16 protein-coding genes are annotated in these 20,652 nt (G+C 67.9%); 13 read left to right on the top strand and 3 right to left on the bottom strand.

Annotation, left to right across the window (positions count from 1 at the left end; translation table 11 throughout):
* Nucleotides 1-91 precede the first annotated feature (91 nt).
* The 3 genes from gdhA (at nucleotide 92) to BN3266_RS04155 (ending at nucleotide 3,198) form a co-directional block, all read left to right on the top strand.
* A complete protein-coding gene (gdhA, locus tag BN3266_RS04165) occupies nucleotides 92-1,444 on the top strand; it encodes an NADP-specific glutamate dehydrogenase (protein WP_059004024.1) in 1,353 nt (450 codons plus the stop codon).
* 85 nt (nucleotides 1,445-1,529) lie between these two features.
* Nucleotides 1,530-2,603, top strand: a complete 1,074-nt coding sequence (locus BN3266_RS04160) for a branched-chain amino acid aminotransferase (protein ID WP_082671644.1) — start codon at nucleotides 1,530-1,532, stop codon at nucleotides 2,601-2,603.
* A gap of 133 nt (nucleotides 2,604-2,736) precedes the next feature.
* A complete protein-coding gene (locus tag BN3266_RS04155; protein WP_059004021.1) occupies nucleotides 2,737-3,198 on the top strand; it encodes a YbhB/YbcL family Raf kinase inhibitor-like protein in 462 nt (153 codons plus the stop codon).
* A 61-nt stretch (nucleotides 3,199-3,259) separates the two neighbouring features.
* On the opposite strand, the gene BN3266_RS04150 is transcribed toward BN3266_RS04155, so the two are convergent.
* Both BN3266_RS04150 and BN3266_RS04145 read right to left on the bottom strand, forming a co-directional pair.
* Nucleotides 3,260-3,565, bottom strand: a complete 306-nt coding sequence (locus tag BN3266_RS04150; protein ID WP_059004019.1) for a hypothetical protein — start codon at nucleotides 3,563-3,565, stop codon at nucleotides 3,260-3,262.
* Between the two features lie 19 nt (nucleotides 3,566-3,584).
* Complete coding sequence (locus BN3266_RS04145) at nucleotides 3,585-4,481, bottom strand: helix-turn-helix transcriptional regulator (RefSeq protein ID WP_021661180.1); 897 nt, start codon at nucleotides 4,479-4,481, stop codon at nucleotides 3,585-3,587.
* Nucleotides 4,482-4,671: 190 nt separating this feature from the next.
* Here BN3266_RS04145 and BN3266_RS04140 point away from each other — a divergent pair, with 190 nt between their 5' ends.
* The 9 genes from BN3266_RS04140 (at nucleotide 4,672) to BN3266_RS14560 (ending at nucleotide 17,527) form a co-directional block, all read left to right on the top strand.
* Entirely contained in the window at nucleotides 4,672-6,990 is a 2,319-nt protein-coding gene (locus tag BN3266_RS04140) for a beta-glucosidase family protein (protein ID WP_059004017.1), read from the top strand.
* A 156-nt stretch (nucleotides 6,991-7,146) separates the two neighbouring features.
* Nucleotides 7,147-8,067, top strand: a complete 921-nt coding sequence (locus tag BN3266_RS04135) for an RluA family pseudouridine synthase (RefSeq protein ID WP_059004015.1) — start codon at nucleotides 7,147-7,149, stop codon at nucleotides 8,065-8,067.
* Nucleotides 8,068-8,300: 233 nt separating this feature from the next.
* Nucleotides 8,301-10,076, top strand: a complete 1,776-nt coding sequence (locus tag BN3266_RS04130; protein ID WP_059004013.1) for a M23 family metallopeptidase — start codon at nucleotides 8,301-8,303, stop codon at nucleotides 10,074-10,076.
* A 157-nt stretch (nucleotides 10,077-10,233) separates the two neighbouring features.
* The gene (locus BN3266_RS04125) at nucleotides 10,234-11,439 is read left to right on the top strand and encodes a M20 metallopeptidase family protein (RefSeq protein ID WP_059004011.1); all 1,206 of its coding nucleotides are present in this window, start codon (nucleotides 10,234-10,236) and stop codon (nucleotides 11,437-11,439) included.
* A gap of 395 nt (nucleotides 11,440-11,834) precedes the next feature.
* Nucleotides 11,835-13,091 carry a UDP-N-acetylglucosamine 1-carboxyvinyltransferase gene (locus BN3266_RS04120; RefSeq protein ID WP_044992970.1) on the top strand — a complete coding sequence of 419 codons (1,257 nt, stop codon included), beginning with the start codon at nucleotides 11,835-11,837 and terminating at the stop codon, nucleotides 13,089-13,091.
* Between the two features lie 31 nt (nucleotides 13,092-13,122).
* On the top strand, nucleotides 13,123-13,923 hold the full coding sequence (locus tag BN3266_RS04115) for an MBL fold metallo-hydrolase (protein WP_021660249.1): 801 nt from the start codon (nucleotides 13,123-13,125) through the stop codon (nucleotides 13,921-13,923).
* 1 nt (nucleotide 13,924) lies between these two features.
* Nucleotides 13,925-14,389 carry a 23S rRNA (pseudouridine(1915)-N(3))-methyltransferase RlmH gene (locus BN3266_RS04110; RefSeq protein ID WP_059004010.1) on the top strand — a complete coding sequence of 155 codons (465 nt, stop codon included), beginning with the start codon at nucleotides 13,925-13,927 and terminating at the stop codon, nucleotides 14,387-14,389.
* Between the two features lie 1,699 nt (nucleotides 14,390-16,088).
* Complete coding sequence (locus BN3266_RS04105; protein WP_059004008.1) at nucleotides 16,089-16,943, top strand: GNAT family N-acetyltransferase; 855 nt, start codon at nucleotides 16,089-16,091, stop codon at nucleotides 16,941-16,943.
* 35 nt (nucleotides 16,944-16,978) lie between these two features.
* Complete coding sequence (locus BN3266_RS14560; protein WP_438819060.1) at nucleotides 16,979-17,527, top strand: hypothetical protein; 549 nt, start codon at nucleotides 16,979-16,981, stop codon at nucleotides 17,525-17,527.
* Here BN3266_RS14560 and BN3266_RS04100 read toward each other — a convergent pair.
* A complete protein-coding gene (locus BN3266_RS04100; protein WP_368013942.1) occupies nucleotides 17,524-18,789 on the bottom strand; it encodes a YifB family Mg chelatase-like AAA ATPase in 1,266 nt (421 codons plus the stop codon). The two genes, BN3266_RS14560 and BN3266_RS04100, sit on opposite strands and share 4 nt — an antisense overlap.
* Nucleotides 18,790-19,000: 211 nt before the next feature.
* Here BN3266_RS04100 and BN3266_RS04095 point away from each other — a divergent pair, with 211 nt between their 5' ends.
* Nucleotides 19,001-19,837 carry a metallophosphoesterase gene (locus tag BN3266_RS04095; protein ID WP_154668971.1) on the top strand — a complete coding sequence of 279 codons (837 nt, stop codon included), beginning with the start codon at nucleotides 19,001-19,003 and terminating at the stop codon, nucleotides 19,835-19,837.
* The last annotated feature ends 815 nt before the right edge of the window (nucleotides 19,838-20,652 follow it).

Here is a 20,652-nt window from a genome sequence, read left to right as displayed (position 1 = left end):
TGGCGGGGTTTCCCGCAGTACAATAACTCCATACTGTACCGATATAAAGTATGAAAGCACACCCTGCGGGGAGAAGAAGGAGGAAATGAGTATGTCCTTTCAAAGCGAGTACCTCACCACAGTCTACGACGCCGTCTGCAAGAGAAATGCCGGGGAGCCGGAATTTTTGCAGGCCGTGCGCGAGGTGTTGGAGTCCCTGGAGCCGGTGATCCAGGCCCGGCCGGAAATCGAGAAGTGGGGCGTGATCGAGCGGATGGTCGAGCCCGAGCGGATGATCGTCTTTCGCGTCCCCTGGGTGGACGACGGCGGCAGGGTGCGGGTCAACCGGGGCTTTCGGGTCCAGTTCAACTCGGCCATCGGCCCCTACAAGGGCGGCCTGCGGCTGCACCCCACCGTCAACGCCTCGGTCATCAAGTTCCTGGGCTTTGAGCAGGTGTTCAAAAACAGCCTGACCGGGCTGCCCATGGGCGGCGGCAAGGGCGGCTCCGACTTTGACCCCAAGGGCAAGTCCGACCTGGAGATCATGCGCTTTTGCCAGAGCTTTATGACCGAGCTCTACCGCCACATCGGCCCCGACACCGACGTGCCCGCCGGGGACATCGGCGTGGGCGCGCGGGAGGTGGGCTACCTCTTCGGCCAGTACAAGCGGCTGAAAAACGAGTTCACCGGCGTCCTCACCGGCAAGGGCCTCACCTACGGGGGCAGCCTGGTGCGCACCGAGGCCACCGGCTACGGCCTGTGCTACTTCACCCAGGAGATGCTCGCCAAGATGAAGGGCGACTCCTTCGCCGGGAAGACGGTGGTCATCTCCGGCTCGGGCAACGTGGCCATCTACGCCGCCCAGAAGGCCACCGAGCTGGGGGCCAAGGTCATCGCCCTCTCCGACTCCGCCGGCTACATCGTCGACGAGCGGGGCATCGACCTGGCGGTCATCAAGCAGATCAAAGAGGTGGAGCGCGGGCGCATCCGCGAGTACGCCGCCCGGGTCTCCGGCGCCACCTACACCGAGGGCAGCCGCGGCATCTGGAACACCCCCTGCGACATCGCCCTCCCCTGTGCCACCCAGAACGAGCTGGACGCCGACGGCGCGGCCGCCCTCATCAAAAACGGGGTGATGGCCGTGGCCGAGGGGGCCAACATGCCCTCCACCCCCGAGGCCGTCGAGGCCTTCCTGCAGGCGGGGGTCCTCTTTGGGCCCGCCAAGGCCGCCAACGCCGGCGGGGTGGCCACCTCCGGGCTGGAGATGAGCCAGAACTCCATGCGCTACAGCTGGAGCGCCGAAGAAGTGGACCAGAAGCTGCAGGGTATCATGGTGGGCATCTTCCACAGCGCCTACGAGGCCGCCGAGAAGTACGGCCGCCGGGGCAACCTGGTGGTGGGGGCCAACATCGCCGGCTTCACCAAGGTCTGCGACGCCATGCTGGCCCAGGGGGTCGCCTACTAGGGCGTCTCTCCCGCCCGGCGGGCGATTGACAACCGCCCCCCGCGTGTTACAATGGAAAAAAGCCATGAAAAAAGGAGAGAGTACCATGACCGAAATCAAATTCGAGCGGGCCGCCGCCCTCAAAGCCAAACCCCAGGACGAGAGCAAGCTGGGCTTCGGCTCGATTTTCACCGACTACATGTTCGTGATGGAGTACACCGAGGGCCGGGGCTGGCACGACCCGGTCATCAAGCCCTACGGCCCCCTGCCGCTGGACCCGGCCGCCATGTGCCTGCACTACGGGCAGGAGGTCTTTGAGGGGATGAAGGCCTACCGCGCCGCCGACGGCCGCATCCTCCTCTTCCGCCCGGAGGAGAACTTCAAGCGGCTCAACACCTCCTGCGAGCGGCTGTGCATCCCCAAAGTGGACGAGGCCTTCTGCCTGAAGGCCCTGGAGCAGTTGGTGGAGATCGAGCGCGACTGGGTGCCCCACATCCCCGACGCCTCCCTCTACATCCGCCCCTTCATCATCGCCACCGAGGGCAAGCTGGGGGTGCACGCCTCGAACAGCTACTACTACGTGGTGGTCCTCTCTCCCTCCGGCCCCTACTACGCCGCCGGGCTCGACCCGGTCAAGATCTACGTCGAAAAGTCCTACGTCCGCGCCGTGCGGGGCGGGATGGGCTTTGCCAAGACCGGCGGCAACTACGCCGCCAGCCTCAAGGCGCAGGAGGAGGCGTCTGAGCAGAAGTACGCCCAGGTCCTCTGGCTCGACGGGGTCGAGCGGCGCTACATCGAAGAGGTGGGCGCCATGAACATCTTCTTCGTCATCGGCGACGAGGTGGTGACCCCCGCCCTGCAGGGAAGCATCCTCCCCGGCATCACCCGCAAGTCCGCCCTGGAGCTGATGGCCAGCTGGGGGCTGACCGTCAGCGAGCGCCGCCTGGCCATCGACGAGGTGGCCGAGGCCTACGACAAGGGCCTGCTCAAGGAGTGCTTCGGCACCGGCACCGCCGCCGTGGTCTCCCCGGTGGGCGAGCTCAAGTGGGGCGACAAGGTGATGGAGATCGGCGGCGGCCAGATCGGCCCCGTCTCCCAGCGCCTCTACGACACCCTCACCGGCATTCAGTGGGGCAAGGTCGAGGGCCCCGCCGGCTGGTCGGTGGAAGTCTGCAAGTAAGCGGGTTAACAGCCCAAGAGATCCCCTGTGCCCGGGCGCACAGGAGAGGCCCCGGCCACCCGCGCCGGGGCCTCTCTTTTGCCGCGGCGGGGGGCGAAGGGCGAAACGAAAAAAGAGAAAGGGGAACTGCAGCGTGAAAGAACTGACCCTCTCCTCCCCCTGTTTTGAAGAGGGGGGGCTCATCCCCATCGAGTGCACCGGCTACGGGGCGGACCGCTCCCCCGAGCTGGCCCTGAGCGGGCTCTGCAAGGAGGCGGTCACCCTCGCCCTGCTGATGGACGACCTGGACCACCCCATCCCGGCCTACAACCACTGGGTGGTCTGGAACATCCCGCCCGTCATCCTCCTCCTCGGCGGCCTGCCCGGGGGCGATCCGACGGGTCCCCTGGGCCTGGCGGTGCAGGGGGTGGGCTACGGCAAAAATCGGTACCGGGGACCCAAGCCCCCCTTTCACTGGTCCCACCGCTACCGCTTCCAGGTCTTTGCCCTCGACTGCCGGCTGAAGCTGCACCCCACTTCGCGGAAAAAGCAGCTGCTGAAGGCCATCCAGGGCCACGTGTTGCAGGAGGCGACCCTTACCGGGCACTTTCGCTGATTTCCATTTGAATGGGGAAGAAAAACAGGGGACCGCTGTCGGCGGTCCCCTGTTTTGTCCGTCAGCGGCGATTTTTCCGCCGCAGGAGCCGGTCCAGCAGCAACCCGTACCCCAGATAGCTCAGCACAAAGAGCAGGTAGTAGGGCAGCCACCGCGCCAGCGCCTGCCAGCGGGTGAGGGAGACCCCGCTGGAGAGGGGGGAGAGCACCCCCGGCGCCAGCCAGTGCAGCAGGGCGGTGAGGGGCAGGTTGGCCAGGGGCAGCAGGTTTTGCCAGCGGGAGGAGGACAGGGCGCACTCCCTCGCCAACACCAGCAGAATGCCGATCGCCGGAAACCAGAGCCCACAGCGGGCATACCATTTCTTCACTGTCCTTCCCCCTTCCATATCACCCGGCGGTCGTCCCCTCGCCCCGCTCCCAGCCGATCCAGGGGGCGCGGGAGAAGGGCTCCTCCCCCATCTGCCGCCCCTTTTGGTACTGCAGGGGGGTCACCCCGAAGCGGCGGCGGAAGGCGGCGCAGAAGGCCCGGTAGTCGGCAAAGCCAGCCGCCAGGGCCAGGTCCAGCAGTCCGCCCTCCCAGCCGTCCAGCTGTCCCAGGGCCCAGTCCAGCCGCAGGGACTGGAGGTGGGCCTTGAAGCCGGTGCCCAGGCAGCGCCGGAACAGCCGCGACAGGTGGGTCGCCGAGAGCCCCAGCGCCGCCGCCGTCCCCTCCAGGCTCACCGGCTCCCGAAAGTGCCCGGCCAGAAAGTCCAGGGCCTGGCGGCAGCGCTCCCACTGGCGAACGCTCCCCTCCCCCGGGGGGGCGTCCGCCGTCCGGCAGTCGCGCAGCAGGCAGTGCAGCAGCTCGCAAAACCGGGCGTTGAGCAGCAGGTGCCCCAGGGGGTCGCCCGCCGCGGCCTTCCACTGGGCGAGCAGGGCGGCCATCGCCCCGGCCAGGGCGGGGTTTTCCACCGGCCCCCGCAGGAAGCCGGTCCGGTCGAACCCGGCGTCGTTTTGCCGCAGCAGGGCCGGGGTGAAAAAGACCGAGATCCCCTCGGGCGCGTCCGTCTTGTGGGGGGTCAGGCTGTGCACCTCGCCCCCGGGCACAAGGGCCACCGCCCCCGCCGGCAGGGAGAAGCTCTCCCCCTTGAGCACCAGCTCCACCGGGGTGGAGAGGTAGCAGTTGACCTCCAGCTCGGGGTGCCAGTGGGCGGGGACCGGGTGGATGCCCGTCTCCCCGTGGATGTAGAGATTGCCCAGCAGCCGCCCGGTGGGCCGCATCTGCTCCCAGATCGCCTCCGTCATCTCGCATCCTCCTCTCCTCCCTCTCAGGGTAGCCGATTGGCCCCGAAACTGCAACGGAAAAACGCAAGTTTTGCCTATTTTTTTTAGGGAATGGGAAGGAAAGTCCCCCTCCCGCTGCGGTACAATGCAGTCAGAGACAGCCGTCCACCCGCTGTGGGGTGCGGCGGCCAAGAAAAAGGGAGGGCAAAGAATGCACCAAATCGAAGAGATCCTGCAGAAGATGACCCTGGCGGAGAAGGCCCGCCTCTGCACCGGCGCCACCCACTGGAAGACGGTGGCCATGCCCCAGTACGGGGTGCCCAGCCTGGTGATGGCCGACGGCACCAGCGGCCTGCGGCTGCAGCAGGGGAGCGAGGACAAGGAGGAAAACGACCTCTACGAAAACGTGATGTTTTTCTCCTTTGACAGCGAAGAGGCCCTGGCCCGCACCATCCCCAGCACCTGCTACCCGGCGGGCTCGGCCCTGGCCTGCTCCTGGAACCCCGAGCTGGCCCGGGAGGTGGGCGCCGCCATCGCCGAGGAGTGCAAGGCCCAGGGGGTGGGGATGCTCCTGGGCCCGGGGATGAACCTGCGCCGCCACCCCCTGGCCGGCCGCGGGTTCGAGTACTATTCCGAGGACCCGGCCCTCTCGGGGGAGATGGCCGCCGGGATGGTGGAGGGGATCCAGAGCGGCGGGGTGGCCGCCTGCATCAAGCACTTTGCCTGCAACAACGCCGACTACAAGCGCACCTGGATCGACTCGGTGGTGGAGCCCCGCGCCCTGCACGAGATCTACCTCGCCGGCTTCGAGCGGGCGGTGCGAAAGGCCCGCCCCTGCGCGGTGATGGGGGCCTACAACAAGGTCAACGGGGTGCAGGCCTGCGAGAGCGAGGAGCTGCTCACCCACATCTTGAGAGAGCAGTGGGGCTTTGACGGCCTGGTGATGAGCGACTGGGTGGCGGTCAAAAACTCCAAGGAGGCCTTTCGGGCCGGGCTCAACTTTCAGATGCCCCCCAGCAAGAGCTGCGTCGACGCCCTGGTCGCCGGGGTGGAGGACGGCAGCATCCCCGCCGAGCGACTGGACGAGAGCTGCCGGCAGATCCTCAAGCTGGTGCTGCACTACAGCAAAGAGGGGAAGGAGCGCCCCCAAATCGACTGGCAGGCCCACCACCAACTGGCCCGCAAGGCGGCCGCCCAGTGCGCCGTGCTGCTGAAAAACGACGGGGTCCTCCCCCTGGGCCCGGGGATGAAAAAGGTGGCGGTGCTGGGCAACCTGGCCAAAAAGCCCCAGTTCAACGGCACCGGATGCGCCGCCATCAACGCCCGCTGCCCCGACATCCCCTTTGACGAGCTGGCCGCCCTGGCCGCCCCCGGCTGCCAGCTGCAGTTTGCCCCCGGCTACACCGCCGACTACCGGACCGACCCCGCCCTGCTGGCCGAGGCGGCCAAGGTGGCGGCCGAGGCCGAGGTGGCCCTGGTCTTTGCCGGCGCCTTCCTCCCCCCCGAGGACGACGACTTCAACCGCAAGACCATGGCCCTGGAACCCGCCACCGAGGCCCTTGTCGAGGCGGTGGCCGCGGTGCAGCCCAACACGGTGGTGCTGCTCTACAACGGCGAGTCGGTGGCCATGCCCTGGATCGACCGGGTGGCCGGGGTGCTGGACCTCTGGTTCTCCGGCGAGGGCAGCGGCCGCGCCGCCGCCGAGATCGTCTGGGGGCTGCAAAACCCCAGCGGCCGGCTGCCGGTGACCCTGCCCAAGCGGCTGGAGGACACCCCGGCCTACCTCAACTTCCCCGGCGCGGGGGACAGCCACTTCTACTGCGAGGGCATCTACGCCGGCTACCGCTACTACGACAAAAAGCGGGTGGAGCCCCTCTACCCCTTCGGCTACGGCCTCTCCTACACCGATTTTGCCTACAGCGAGCCCCGGCTCTCCACCCGGGAGCTGGCGCTGCCCGGCCGGGTCTGCTTCTCCTGCCAGGTGGAGAACACCGGCTCCATGGCCGGGGCCGAGGTGGTGCAGCTCTACCTGCGCGACCGCTGCTCCAAGCTGCCCCGCCCCGAGCGGGAGCTGAAGACCTTCTGCCGGGTGGAGCTGGCCCCCGGGGAGAAAAAGCGGGTGGAGCTCTGGCTGGACAGCCGGGACTTCTGCTACTATGACCCGGCCTGCGGCTGGGTGGCCGACAGCGGCGAATATTTGCTGCAGGTGGGCCCCCACTCCCGGGACATCCGCCTGGAGGAGCGGCTGCAGCTTGTCAGCGACCGGGCGGCCCCCTTCATCATGACCACCGACACCCACTACACCGACTTGCTGGAAAACCCCACCGCCCGCCGGGTCTTTTACGACTACCTGGTGGAGAAGGGGCTGCTGTTGCCCGAACAGATCGGCCCCGCCCTGGACGAGCACTTCAAGGTCATCTTCTGGGGGATGGCCCAGCACCTGGACGGCGCCACCGGCGACCGCTTCACCCCGGCCATGGCCGAGGAGCTGACGGAAAAGATCAACGCCGCCCTGGCCGCCGAGAGGTAGGCCAAAAGGACCCCCGCGAGGGCAGATATGCAGTCTTGCCAAACCGCGTCAACGCCGCCGCCCGGCCATTCGGGCGGCGGCGTTTTGCTTTTTTCGGCCGGATGCGCTATACTGATTTTTGTTTTGCGCCGCGCGCAGAGAGGGGAGGGGAGAGCGGTGCGCCGATTTGTCTACCCCATCGGCCCGGCGGAGGCCGGGCGGACGGTCAAGTCCCTTTTAAAGGGAAAGGGGTATTCCAGCCGGGCCCTGACCCGCCTGAAAAAGGACCCCCTGGGGCTGCTGCGAAACGGGGCGCACGTCCGCACCGTGGACCTGCTGGCCGAGGGGGACAGGCTGGAAGTCACCCTGCGGGAGGAGGAGAACACCTACGCCCGCTGCGACACCCTGGTCCCCATCCTCTGGGAGGACGAGGACTTCGTCGCCTTCGACAAGCCGGCGGGGATGCCCTGCCACACCTCCTGGGCCCACCCGGCCGACACCCTGGCCAACGTCTTTGCCGCCCACTGCGACCGGCTGGGAGTGCAGGCCCCCTTTCGGGTGCTGGGGCGGCTGGACCAGGACACCACCGGCTGCGTGCTGGTGGCGAAAAACCAGCTGGCGGCCTCCCTGCTGGTGGCCCGCCCGGCCTGGGTGAAAAAGGTCTACCTGGCGGCGGTGTCCGGCGCCCCCCAGCCCCCTGCGGGGAGGGTGGACGCCCCCATCGCCCGGGCGGGGGAGGACAGCGGCCTGCGCCGGGTGGACCCGGCCGGGCAGCGGGCGGTGACGAACTACCGCACCCTGCGCCCCCTGCCCGGCGGGCGCAGCCTGCTGGCCTTTTCCCTGGAGACCGGGCGCACCCACCAGATCCGGGTGCACATGGCCCACCTGGGCCACCCCCTGCTGGGCGACGCCCTCTACGGCGGGGACTGCGCCGCCCTCTCCCGGCAGGCCCTGCACTGCGCAGGGCTGGCCTTTTTCCACCCGGAGAGGGGGGAGTGGGTGCGGCTGTTTGCCCCCCTGCCGGCGGACATGGCCGCCCTCTGCGGCCCGGTGGGGGAGGAAACCCTCCCCTTTTGGCGGCAGGAAGTCCCGGAATAGGGGAAAAATGGGCTTCTTTGCAGGGGGAAATCACAAAAAGTTACAGAGTTTGTAACTTTTCAAAAGGCGAAAAAACCGCATGGCAAAGCCGTTTTTGCCATTTTTGATTCGCTGGAAGATACTTGAAATCGGGGAAAAGGGGTTGAAATCTTACAGCACAGAGGTATAATAGTAACCAAGTTGTAACCTTTCTGTAAGATTTGCAACCACTACAGCGAGTAAGGAGTGATTGGATGTCGCATCTGTCTGGCGGCCTGTTTGGCAAGAAGCGTTCCGTTGGCGAGCAGGACCACAGCGGGGGCACCGGGAAAGAGAAGAGAGATTGGAAGCGCACCTGTCGATACATCCTCCAAAGGGTTGACCGCTACGGCTGCTATGTCGGCACCGTGGCCATACACCGGTGGGCCCGGTTCACCAAGGTGATGAAGAAGTTCTTCACCTCCCTGGGGATCGCCCTCCGCCGCCTCCCCCACAACATCCGCAAGAGCTTCGCCCTCTTTTTGGTCTGGGCGAAAAAGCATATCGCCTACCCCCTGGAGCGGGCCTTTCACCACGTGGTGCAGGGCGCCAAAGAGGTGCACCGGGCCCACAAGGACCCCAACCGCTCCGGCCGCGAACAGCTGGGCCACTGGTATGGGCGCACCAAACCCACCCTCTTTAAGGTGCTCAACTACCTGATGCCGGTGGCGGCCCTGGGGGTCAGCGCCGCGGTCATCGCCCTCATCCTCAACTTCAACTTTGTCCTCAAGGTCGAGTACAACGACCAGGTGGTGGGCTACGTGGACAGCGAGACCACCTTCAACGAGGCCAAAAAGGTGGTCAACGACCGCATCGCCATCAAGGACGAGGAGGGGAGCGAGTTCATCAAGAGTCCCACCTACTCCATCGCCGTGGTCCCCAAGGCCGAGGTGGTCACCACCGAGGCCCTGGCCGACACCCTGATCGCCTCCTCCGGCGAGGAGATCACCGAGGCCGCCGGCCTCTATGTGGACGGGACGCTGCAGGGCGCCGTGGTGGACGCCACCGCCCTGCAGGCCGAGTTGGCGGCCATCAAGGCCCCCTACGTGGAGGAGTACCCCGAGGGCACCGTCGACTTCTCCAAGTCGGTGGAGATCAAGACCGGCCTCTACCCCAACGAGACGGTCAAGAGCGACGAGGAGATCATCGCCCTGCTCCACTCGGAGGAGCAGGCGGAAAAGACCTACACCGCCGAGTCGGGGGACACCCCCATCGGCATCGCCGCCAAGAACAACGTCACCCTCTCGGAGCTGGTGGCCCTCAACCCCACCATTGAAGACAGCCTCTACGCCGGCACCCCGGTGCGGGTGCAGCGCTCGGTCCCCTACCTGCAGGTGAAGGTGGTGCGGGAGATCACCTACGAGGAGTCCATCCCCTACGAGACCGAGACCAGCGAGACCAACAGCTACAACAAGGGCTACGAGAAGGTCGTGGTCCAGGGCCAGGAGGGGGTCAAGGAGATCACCGCCAAGCAGACCCTCATCGGCGGCGAGGAGACCGACAAGGAGATCCTCGCGGCCAAGGTCATCTCCGAGCCGGTGACCGAGAAAAAGGTGGTGGGCACCAACGTCCCCGCCCCCTCCTACTCGGGCAGCACCCAGACCTATAACGGCAGCGGCCCCACCGGCAGCGGCTCCCTGCGGTGGCCGGTGGCCGGCGGCTATGTCAGCTGCGGCTACTGGGGCTACTACGGCCACACCGGCATGGACATCGCCGCCCCCAGCGGCACCGCCATCTACGCCGCGGACGACGGGGTGGTCTCCAAGGTCAGCACCAGCGGGCCCTACGGCTACCACATCATCATCAACCACGGCAACGGGATGCAGACCCTCTACGCCCACTGCAGCGCCCTCTACGTGTCGGCCGGCCAGTCGGTCTCCCGCGGGCAGAAGATCGCCGCCGTGGGCCGCACCGGCAACGCCACCGGCAACCACTGCCACTTCGAGGTGCGCGTCGGCGGCTCGGCCAGGAACCCGGCCAGCTACGTCTAAGCGCCCGATCGCCTTTTCCCCAGCGGGGCAGCTCAAAAGAGCTGCCCCGCTTTTTTTGCAGGGGCGGTTGTCCTTGTAAGGGGGGCGGAGGGGATGGTATAGTGGGAGACAGAAACGGCCGCCGGCGCGCCCGGCGGGAAAAGGAGAGGGTCGACCGATGTACGAGCTGTCCGCGCGGGCTTTTCGCGGCGACATGATGGATGCCATGGCCGCCGACCGCAACTTTTTTCACGCCCACCCGGAGCTGGGCTTTGACCTGCAGGAGGGGTGCGATCACATCCGCCGCCAGCTGGAGCACGAGGGCTACGCCCCCAAAGAGATCTGCCCCTGCGCCCTGGTGGCCACTGTGGGCAGCGGCCGGGGGAAGACCATCCTCCTGCGGGCCGACTACGACGCCCTGCCGGTGGACGAGCCCGCCGGGCACCCCGCCCGCTCCCAGAACCCGGGGGCGGCCCACACCTGCGGGCACGACGCCCACGCCGCCATGCTGCTGGGGGCCGCCCGCCTCCTCAAGCGGGTGGAGGACCAGATCGAGGGGACGGTGAAGCTGGTCTTTCAGCCCAACGAGGAGGGGGTGGACAAGAGCTGCCCCGGCGCCAAGGCCATTGTGGACGCCGGGGTGCTGGAGGACCCCCCGGTGGACGCGGTCCTGGCCCTGCACGCCCTGGCGCCCTATCCCCTGGGGGCGGTCTGCGCCCACCCGGGGCGGGTGCTCACCTCCACCGACAGCTTCCACATCACCGTCAACGGCCTGGGGGGCCACGGGGCCATGCCCCACAACTGCGCCGACCCCATCGCCGTGGCCGTCCGCCTCTACCAGGCCCTGGAGGAGCTGGTGGCCCGGGAGACGCCCCCCTCCGCCACGGCGGTGCTCACCGTCGGCGGCATCCGCGCCGGGGGGCCGGGGGGGATCATCCCCTCCAGCTGCGAGATGTGGGGCACCCTGCGGGCCTACGACCCGGACCTGCGCACCCACCTGCTGCGGCGGATGGAGGAGCTGTGCTGGAAGCTGCCGCCCCTCTACCGGGCCACCGCCTCCATCGAGCAGCAGCTGAAACTGGGCTCCATCCACACCGACAGCGCCCTTTTGGCCGAACTGGCCCCCTTTGTGCGGGAGATCGTCCGCCCCGAGAAGATGGACCTGGCAGCCGGCCCGGTGATGCCGTCGGAGGACTTCTCCTTTCTCTCCAACCGGGTGCCCACCGCCCACCTCTACCTGGGCTTTGGCGAACCGGGGGACGGCGGGGCGGACGGGGCCGAGAAGTCCGCCCTCTTCCTGCGCGACCGGGCCCTGCCCACCGGGGCGGCCCTCTACGCCAACTGCGCCCTGGAATGGCTGCACAAAAACCGCCTGCCGGGCTGACAAAATTCCCCTCTCCCAACCCCCGCCGACCGGAATCTGGAAAATTTTTTGGGGCATTCTACTAGGGAGCCCCCGCCCGGGAAGAGCCGCCGAAAAATGCGCCGCACTCTCTTTTCAACAAACGGCAAAGATGGTATACTATAATTTGATTTACCGGGAAGGGCCTTTGCGCCCTTTTTCGGGACGTCACCGGCTTTTGCCGACCCAACAGACACAGCAGGCCGCCCGGCGGCCAGAGCAGAAACGACTGCAGAAGCATACCAGAGGGGCTGTCCCGCCCGGGCGGGCGAAGGGCGGCCGCCTCTTTTCGGCCACCGCGCCCACCCCCTTCGGGGCCCTTGGCGCGGGTTTGGGAGGCGGGCATCTGCCCGCAGATAAAGGGAGAGAGTTTGGATTTGGAAAAGATCGTTATTCGGGGCGGAAAGCCCCTCATGGGGGATGTGAACATCAGCGGCGCCAAGAACGCGGCGGTGGCCATCCTGCCCGGGGTGGTGCTGGCCGAGGGGCCCTGCATCATTGAAAACGTGCCCGCCATCAGCGACATCGCCACCACCGTGGCCATCTTGCAGTCCATGGGGGCCACCGTCACCCCCATCACCAAAAACACCCTGCAGATCGACCCCACCACCATCAACTGCACCGACGTGCCCCACGAGCTGACCAAGTACATGCGGGGCTCTTACTACTTCATCGGCTCGATTTTGGGCCGGTACGGCGAGGCGCGGGTCGCCCTGCCGGGGGGCTGCAACTTTGGGGTGCGCCCCATCGACCAGCACCTCAAGGGGCTGGAGGCACTGGGCGCCCAGGCCACCATCAACGACGACGTGATCCACGTCAAGGCCGACCGGCTCATCGGCGCCCACGTCTACTTCGACATCGTCTCGGTGGGGGCCACCATCAACGTGATGCTGGCCGCCGTCAAGGCCCAGGGGGTCACCATCCTGGAAAACGTGGCCAAGGAGCCCCACATCGTGGACCTGGCCAACTTCTTGAACTCCATGGGGGCCGACATCCGCGGCGCCGGGACCGACGTCATCAAGATCCACGGGGTGGAGCACCTGGGCCAGACCGAGTACGGCATCATCCCCGACCAGATCGAGGCGGGCACCTACATGGTGGCCGCCGCCGCCACCGGCGGCGACGTGCTGGTGAGCGGGGTGATCCCCAAGCACCTGGAATCCATCACCGCCACCCTGCAAAAGGCCGGGGTGCAGGTGACCGAGTACGACGAGGCGGTGCGGGTCAAGAGAGAGGGCCCGGTCTGCAAGTGCAACGTCAAGACCCTGCCCCACCCGGGCTTCCCCACCGACATGCAGCCCCAGATCACCGCCCTGCTCTCGGTGGCCGACGGCACCAGCATCATCACCGAAGGGGTGTGGGACAACCGCTTTGCCTACACCGAGCAGCTGCGGAAGATGGGGGCCGACATCCAGGTGGACGGCCGGGTGGCGGTGGTCAGCGGGGTGCCCGCCCTCCACGCCGCCGCCATCCAGGCGGTGGACCTGCGGGCCGGCGCGGCGGTGGTCATCGCCGCCCTGATGACCGAGGGCACCAGCGAGATCAGCGACATCCGCCACATCGAGCGCGGCTACGAGGAGATCATCTCCAAGCTCCGCGACCTGGGGGCGGACATCAAAAAGGTGGAGGAGTGACCTCCCGTCCCCCTTTGAAAAAGGAGATTTTATGACTTCCATTTGTTCGCTCTACAGCGGCAGCAGCGGCAACAGCACCTACATCGGCGGCGAGAGCGGCGGCATCCTGGTGGACATGGGCAAGAGCTGCCGCCAGACCCTGCAGCAGATGGCCCGGCGGGAGATCGACCCCGCCGGGTTGCTGGGGGTCTTCATCACCCACGAGCACATCGACCACGTGCGGGGGCTGAAGGTGTTTTTGAAAAACCGGCCGGTCCCCCTCTACGCCTCGCCGGCCACCGCCGCCGCCCTGCGCCAGAAGGACGCCCTCCCCCCCGAGGTGGAGGTCCGCTACATAGACGAGAGCTGCCCGGCCCGGCTGCCCGGCTTCTCGGTGGAGGCCATGGCCACCAGCCACGACTGCGAGGGCAGCCAGGGCTACATCGTCACCACCGACGAGGGGCGCAAGATCACCGTGGCCACCGACATGGGGGTGCTGCCCGACCGGTTTTACGAGCGGGTGGAGGGCAGCGACGCGGTGCTCATCGAGTCCAACTACGACGAGGACATGCTCCGCGCCTGCGGCTACCCCTACTACCTGAAGCGGCGCATCATCTCCGAGAGCGGGCACCTCTCCAACGACTGCTGCGCCGACGCGGTGGAGGAGCTGACCCGCCGGGGGGTCAGCCGCTTTCTGCTGGCCCACCTGAGCATCAACTCCAACTTCCCCGGGCTGGCCTTCGAGACCAGCGCCGCCAAACTGCGGCAGATGGGGGCCCTGGTGGGCGCCGGGCAGGACGTGATGCTGGAGGTCATGCCCCGGGACGAGGCCTCCCTCCTCTGGGCGTTTTGAGATGATGCGGGTCAATCTGCTCTGCGTGGGCCGGTGCAAGGAGCGCTACCTGCAACAGGGCTGTGCGGAGTACGCCAAGCGGCTGCAGGCCTTCTGCAAGCTGAACGTGATCGAGCTGCCGGAGGAGCGGCTGCACGACAGCATCGACGAGGTGATCCGCGGGGAGGGGGACCGGCTGCTGGCCAAGATGAGCGGCAGCTACGCCATCGCCCTCTGCGTGGAGGGGCGGCAGATGTCCTCCCCCGCCTTTGCCCAGCTGCTGTCCGGCCTGCCCCTCTCGGGGCACAGTTCGCTGGATCTGGTGATCGGCGGCAGCTACGGGCTGGACGAGCGGGTCAAGGCCGCCTGTCAGCTGCGGCTCTCGGTCTCGGAGATGACCTTCCCCCACCAGCTGTTTCGGGTGATGCTGCTGGAGCAGCTCTACCGGGCCTTCTGCATCGGCGGCAACATCAAATACCACAAGTGAGAGAGGAGCGCCTGTCCGGCGAACGAGCCGGGCGGGCGCTTTTTGGCGCCCGCTGCGGGACGGGTGGGGGAGAGAGGCCCCGGCACAGGGGAGGGGGCCCTGGCCGGGGGGCCTCTCCGCGCGGCCCCCTTTTCTCCATTGTACCGGGGAATGCTGGTCGAAAACGTCCTGTTGTACCGGGGAGGGGTGTGCCTGTTTCCGAACAGGCGGGCGCAGGGGAAGCAGGGCCGCCGCCCCCCGCCCGGCGCAAAAGCCGAATGGCCAGAGGGGTCCGGGTGGAGATGGCGTGGCCGCCGTATCTGCCGCACCTCTGCCCCCGCCGCACAGCCCCGCCAAACGCCCCCGCACCGGGGAGAGGAGCGAGGAGGGAAGCCCGTTGGCCCTCCTGGCATAGGGGCAATGGGCAGGGCAGAGGCGGGGGGATAGGGGGAGGAGGAGAGCGGACTCCCGTGCTTTCCGGCCCTCCATCGGAGCCCTCTGCCCACTTCCGATGCTGAGGCGAGGAGCCGAGCAGAGTTGGGCGGCGGGGAGAGGGCCTTTCCAGGCTGTCCGCTCTTCCGGCAGTGCGGATTTCCAGCTCTTGTCCTCGCCCCCAGGCCTATCCCCGGCGTCGGGACAGGGGGTAAGGGGAACCGTGCGACAGGCGAGAGCAAGTCCTCCACCGCTTCCCCGCAGAGCAGCTTTCCGGGCTCTCCACCCTTCCGGCAGTGAGGATTTCCAGTTCTTGTCCTTGCCCCCAGGCCTATCTCCGGCGCCGGGACAGGAGGTAAGGGGAACCGGGCGACAGGCGAGAGCAAGTCCCCCACCGCTCTCCCCGCCGGGCGGCTTTCCGGGCTCTCCGCCCTTCCGGCAGTGCAGATTTCCAGCCCTTGTCCTCGCTCCCAGGCCTATCCCTGGCGCTGGGACAGGGGGGCAAAGGGAACTGGGCGACAGGTGGGAGCAAGTCCCCACTGCTCTCCCCGCAGGGCAGCTTTCCGGGCTCTCCGCCTTTCCGGCAGTGCGGATTTCCAGTTCTTGTCCTTGCCCCCCAGCCCTATCCCCGGCGTCGGGACAGGGGGTAAGGGGAACCGGGCGATAGGCGGGGGCGAGTCCCCACCGCTCTCCCCGCAGGGCGGCTTTCCGAGTTCCCCCCTCCGGGAGGGTGTGCGATTCTCATGCCCCACTCTCGAGGCAGGGACGGGGAGCTGAGGGAACAGGTGGTGGGGGGAGAGGAGAGAGGCCTTCCCGCCCCCGCCCCCCTTCGAGCAGTACTGATTTCCAGCGCCCATACCCCAAGTCCTCTCCCCGGTGCAGGAACGGGGGAGAAGACGGGACCGGATGGCAGGCGATAGAAAGGGCAACTTCCCAGCCCTTCCTTCCCAGTCCCTTCCCCCAGCACTGGGACGGAAAACCGAGCGGGGCCTTTGCGCGGGCGGAGAGCAGAGCCGGGCGCGCCCCGCGGAAGAGGCAGTCGGAAAAGCCGGCGCGCCTCCCCGGCAAGCCAGCACGCCTCCATTGCAAGTCGGTGCGTCCCCCCGGCAAGCCGTCGCGCCGCCATCTGTTTTCAGAGAGGGGAGGAAAAGGGCATCCCGGCCCAGGCCGAACGGCCGGGGGGCTTTCGGGCGAGGACGGCACTGCCGCCGCCCCCCGCCAAACGCCCTCCCCCCATTGACAGGGCCGTTTCCGCCGGGTATGATGGGGGCAGAGAGGGGGGATCGCCATGCCGGAGCGGAAAATCGCGGTGGGCTACCGGCAGAACGACGCCCTCCGCCAAAGCCTGAATGCCCTCACCGAGGCGGTCTTCGGCCTCTCCTTTGAGGGGTGGTATCGGGCCGGCTACTGGGGGGAGGGCTACATCCCCTACTCCGTCGTGGAGGGGGAGCGGGTGGTGGCCAACGTCTCGGTCAGCCCCATGGAGTTCTGGGTGCGGGGGCAGCGGCGGCGCTACCTGCAACTGGGCACAGTGGAGACCCACCCCGCCTGCCGGGGGCAGGGCCTCTCCGCCCGGCTGCTCCGGCGGGTGCTCGCCGACTGGAAGGGGCGGTGCGACGGCCTCTTCCTCTTTGCCAACCCCAGCGTGTTGGACTTCTACCCCAAGTTCGGCTTTGTCCGGGCAGAGGAGCAGCGCCTCTTTCGCCCCTTGCGCGGGGCGGGGGAGGGGACGGCCCGCCCCCTGGACACCGGCGACCCGGCGGTGCAGCGGGAGATCTTCTCTCTGGCCGAGGGCGCCCCGACAGGGGCCGACATCTGGCAGGTGGGCGGGGGCCCGCTCTGCCTGTTCTACGCCCTGGGCCCCTTGCAAAACGGCTTTTACCGCCTGCCGCGGGGCGGGGTGGCCGCCGCCACCTTTGCGGGGGAGACCCTCACCCTCTGGCAGCACTGGGGCCCCGACAGCCTGAACGAGGCGGTGGCCGCCCTGGCGGGGTCGGCGACCCGGCGGGTGGAGCTGGGCTTCTGGCGGGACCGGGCCCCCGGCTTTGCCCCCATCCCCTGTGCGGGGGAGGACGCGCTCTTTGTGCAGGGGGATTTTGACTGGCTGCCCGAGGGGCGCATCCCCCTGTGCAGCCACACCTAGCGGCGGGCGCACTGCGCCGGAAGGAGGCGTTTGCAATGCTCTTTTGGATCGGGCGGCCGGAGATCTACATGGGCTACTCCCTGGCGGAGAGCACGGCCATCACCCGGGCTCTGACGAAAGCCGGCATCCCCTACTGCTGGCGCACCCCCAACAGCGACCGGATGGGCCGCTGGGACTGGGGCGGCGACGGCAGCGGTTCCCGCTTTGAAAAGCCCTATTACATCTACGTCAAAAAGCAGGACAAGAGGAGGCGGCGGAGCAGATCGTCGCCCAGGTACGGCGGGAGCAGAGGGGCCGCTGACCCCCATCCCGCAGCAAAAGAGGGCCCGGCGGAAGGAAACTCCCTTCCGCCGGGCCCTCTTTTTTGCGCCTACCAGCCGCCCTGCCGGTCCAGTTGCCGGTACTGGATGACCTCGGCCATGTGGGCCTCGGCGATCTGGTCGCAGCCGTCCAGGTCGGCCACGGTGCGGGCCAGCTTGAGCAGCTTGTCCCGCGCCCGGGCCGACAGCCCCAGGGTGTCAAAGGCCTCCCTCAGCAGCCGCTCGGCCCCGGGGGTCAGGGGGCTGACTCTTATACCCCTCTAGCTCCGCTGCCTGCCTGCCGCCACCCGCGCCCGCACCGCGGCGGAGGCTTCCCCCCGCTCCCGGGAGGAGAGGTCGCTGTACTCCACCGGCTCCACCGCCAGGTGCAGGTCGATGCGGTCGAGGATGGGGCCGCTGACCCGCCCGCGGTAGCGGGCGATCTGGCCGGCGGTGCAGGTGCAGGGCCGGGTGGGGTGGTGCAGGTAGCCGCAGGGGCAGGGGTTGAGGGCGGCGGTCAGCATGATCTCGCAGGGGAAGGTCAGGGTGTGCTGGGCCCGGGTGATGGTGACCGAGCCGTTTTCCAGGGGCTGGCGCAGGGCGTCCAGCGCCCCGCGGGAGAACTCGGCCAGCTCGTCCAGAAACAGCACCCCGTTGTGGGCCAGGGAGATCTCCCCCGGCCGGGGGGTGGGGCCGCCCCCGGTCAGCCCCACCGGGCTGATGGTGTGGTGGGGGGCGCGAAAGGGCCGCCGGCGCACCAGGGCGGTGTCGGGCGGCAGCAGCCCGGCGATGGAGTGGACCATGGTGGTCTCCAACTGCTTGGCAAAGGTCATGGGCGGGAGGATGGAGGGCAGCCGCTTGGCCAGCATCGACTTGCCGGCCCCCGGCGGGCCCACCATCAGCAGGTTGTGTCCGCCGCAGGCCGCCACCTCCAGCGCCCGGCGGGCCAGGTACTGGCCCTTAACGTCGGCCAGGTCGGGGAGCATCTCCTCTCCCTTCGGCACGCTCCCCCGCCCGCCGGCAAAGGGGGCGATGGGGGCCACCCCCGTCAGGTGGGCGACCACCTCCCCCGCCGTGGCCGCGGGCAGGATGTCGATGCCCTCCACCACCCCGGCCTCCCAGGCGTTCTCCCGGGGCAGGAAGAGGCGGGTGAACCCCCGCCGCTTGGCCTCGATGGCCATGGGCAGCACCCCGGCCACCCGCCGCAGGTCGCCCTTGAGGGAGAGCTCCCCCAGAAAGGCCGACCCGGGCAGGTCCGCCCTCAGCTGCTGCGAGGCGCAGAGCACCCCCAGGTAGATGGCCAAGTCGTAGACCGAGCCGGCCTTTCTCACGTCCGCCGGGGCCAGGTTGACGGTGAGCCGGCTGACGGGGAAGGAAAAGCCGGTGTTTTTGACGGCGGCGCGCACCCGGTCCCGCGCCTCTTTGACCGCCGCGCCGGGCAGCCCCACAAGGTCGAAGGCGGGCAGTCCGCGGGCGGCGTCCACCTCCACCGACACCGGGTAGGCGTGCATCCCGTACACCCCAAAGCTGGAAAGCGCGCAGAACAACCGCCTCGCCCCCTCTCCTCGCGCGTGTGCCGGACCGCTGCCCGGCCGCGCCGTTGGATCCATTATAGCGCAGAATTTGTCGAAAGGAAAGGGAGGGGGGCGACGGGACAGCAAGAGGAGGGCCGAGGTTTTGCAAATCGTAAGAAATTTGTGCGGCCCTCCGTCATCCTTTGGCGCTATCCTGAGGGGAGCAAGAGAGGGGGAGTGCCCGGTGACAAAACGCGGCAAGAGAGGATTTCGCTTTCGCTGGTGGATGGGGGCCCTGCTGGCCTTTTTGCTGCTGCTGGCCCTCTGGTGGCAGCAGACCTGTGCCCTCGTCACCACCGAGGTGGCGATCGAGAGCGGGAAGGTGAGCGCCCCCCTGACCCTGGTGCAGCTCAGCGACCTGCACGGGGCCACCTTCGGCGGGGGCAACCGCGCCCTGCTCTCGCGGGTGAAGCGGCAGGAGCCCGACGCCGTCCTGGTCACCGGTGACATGTACACCCGGGACGACGAGCGGGGCAGGGCCACCGCCCTGGCCCTGCTGGAAGAGCTGGCCGGGCAGTACCCGGTCTACTTTGTCCCCGGCGAGCACGACGGGGAGGAGGGGTTTCTCTCCGCCCTGCGGCAGCGGGGGGTCACGGTGCTGGACTACGAGACCGCCGAGCTGACGGTGGGGGAGGAGACAATCCTGCTCTACGGCATCGACAACCAGTCCTACACCGGCACCTTTGACCTGCACAACGCCTTCCCCTCCCCGCCGGAGGACCGCTTCAGCATCCTGCTGGCCCACATCCCCAACGCCCGGGCCTTCTTCGCCTTTGGCGCCGACCTGACCCTCTGCGGAGACACCCACGGCGGCCAGGTGCGGCTGCCCCTGCTGGGCCCGGCCCAGGTGGACGGCCGCTGGTTCCCCCGGCTCCAGGGCGGCCCCATCTACGACAAGGGCCTCTACACCAAGGGGGATACAAACCTCTTTATCTCCAGCGGGCTGGGCAACTATCCCCTGCCCCTGCGGCTCTTCAACCGCCCCGAGGTGGTGCGCATCACCATCCGCCCCGCAGAGTAGGGGGCGGTGTGCCACTGTGCGAGTTGTGCCACCAAATACAGGGGGTCTGTATACAGAAAGCAAAAATCTGCGCAAAGGGGGAAAGCCACAAAGAGAAAACGTCCCTATATACCCCTTTTCATCGGTGGCACAGTTGCACAGGTGGGGAAAAAGGGGATGGATAAGCCGAAAACGGCGTGCGAGATGGGGTGGCACACGGTCGCACTGCCGGCACAGCCCCGCCGGGCCTGTGATTTGCAGACCGGTTTTTCCCGTCTCCCGCCGCCCCCGGCGCGGGGACAGACCGCCCGCCGTTGAAAAGACGGTGATGCCACTGCCCGTTTGGCGGGAGCAACCGCCCGCCCCGCGGGGAGGGTCTCCCGCCGCCGGGCCGGGTGTCGGGAGAGATGGCCCCTCCGCCCGGAGGGTGGGGGCGCTCTCCCTCTTTTTCCGGGGGAAGGGGAGTGGCGCCGCCAAACCCGCTTGTCCCACTGCCGCCCGCCGGGAGGAGACCGCCCGTTCCCCGGCGCACCGGGGGGCGCTCCGTCCCCCCTTTTGAAAAGGCAGGGATGGTATCGCCAAATCGAGTGGCTCCTTTCAGGGGAGAGCGTCCCAGGTACGAGGAAAACCGGTCCCTCTTACCGCCCAAACATCCGCCCCGCAGCCTTCTCCACAGGAGAGGGCAGCCCCCTCTTCTTCCATAAGAAGGGGCCATGCCCGCTGCTGGGTACGGGGAAAAGACCGTTTCCCTCCGGCACGTCCAGAGGCATCCTGCCCCCCCTTTCCGGGGGAAGGGGAGCGGCACCGCCAAACCGGATTGCGCCCTTTTAGAAGAG

It is taken from the genome of Bittarella massiliensis (ex Durand et al. 2017) (assembly GCF_001486165.1).
In the GTDB taxonomy this organism is placed as follows: domain Bacteria; phylum Bacillota; class Clostridia; order Oscillospirales; family Ruminococcaceae; genus Bittarella; species Bittarella massiliensis.
Note: the sequence above shows the minus strand (reverse complement) of the source record. Positions and strands in the feature narration are given on the sequence as shown.

Bases quoted from the DNA above. Each gene is read 5' to 3' on its own strand.
- gdhA (WP_059004024.1), top strand. From the start codon at position 92: ATGTCCTTTCAAAGCGAGTACCTCACCACAGTCTACGACGCCGTCTGC.
- BN3266_RS04160 (WP_082671644.1), top strand. From the start codon at position 1,530: ATGACCGAAATCAAATTCGAGCGGGCCGCCGCCCTCAAAGCCAAACCC.
- BN3266_RS04145 (WP_021661180.1), bottom strand. From the start codon at position 4,481: ATGACGGAGGCGATCTGGGAGCAGATGCGGCCCACCGGGCGGCTGCTG.
- BN3266_RS04140 (WP_059004017.1), top strand. From the start codon at position 4,672: ATGCACCAAATCGAAGAGATCCTGCAGAAGATGACCCTGGCGGAGAAG.
- BN3266_RS04130 (WP_059004013.1), top strand. From the start codon at position 8,301: ATGTCGCATCTGTCTGGCGGCCTGTTTGGCAAGAAGCGTTCCGTTGGC.
- BN3266_RS04125 (WP_059004011.1), top strand. From the start codon at position 10,234: ATGTACGAGCTGTCCGCGCGGGCTTTTCGCGGCGACATGATGGATGCC.
- BN3266_RS04115 (WP_021660249.1), top strand. From the start codon at position 13,123: ATGACTTCCATTTGTTCGCTCTACAGCGGCAGCAGCGGCAACAGCACC.
- BN3266_RS04110 (WP_059004010.1), top strand. From the start codon at position 13,925: ATGATGCGGGTCAATCTGCTCTGCGTGGGCCGGTGCAAGGAGCGCTAC.
- BN3266_RS04105 (WP_059004008.1), top strand. From the start codon at position 16,089: ATGCCGGAGCGGAAAATCGCGGTGGGCTACCGGCAGAACGACGCCCTC.
- BN3266_RS14560 (WP_438819060.1), top strand. From the start codon at position 16,979: ATGCTCTTTTGGATCGGGCGGCCGGAGATCTACATGGGCTACTCCCTG.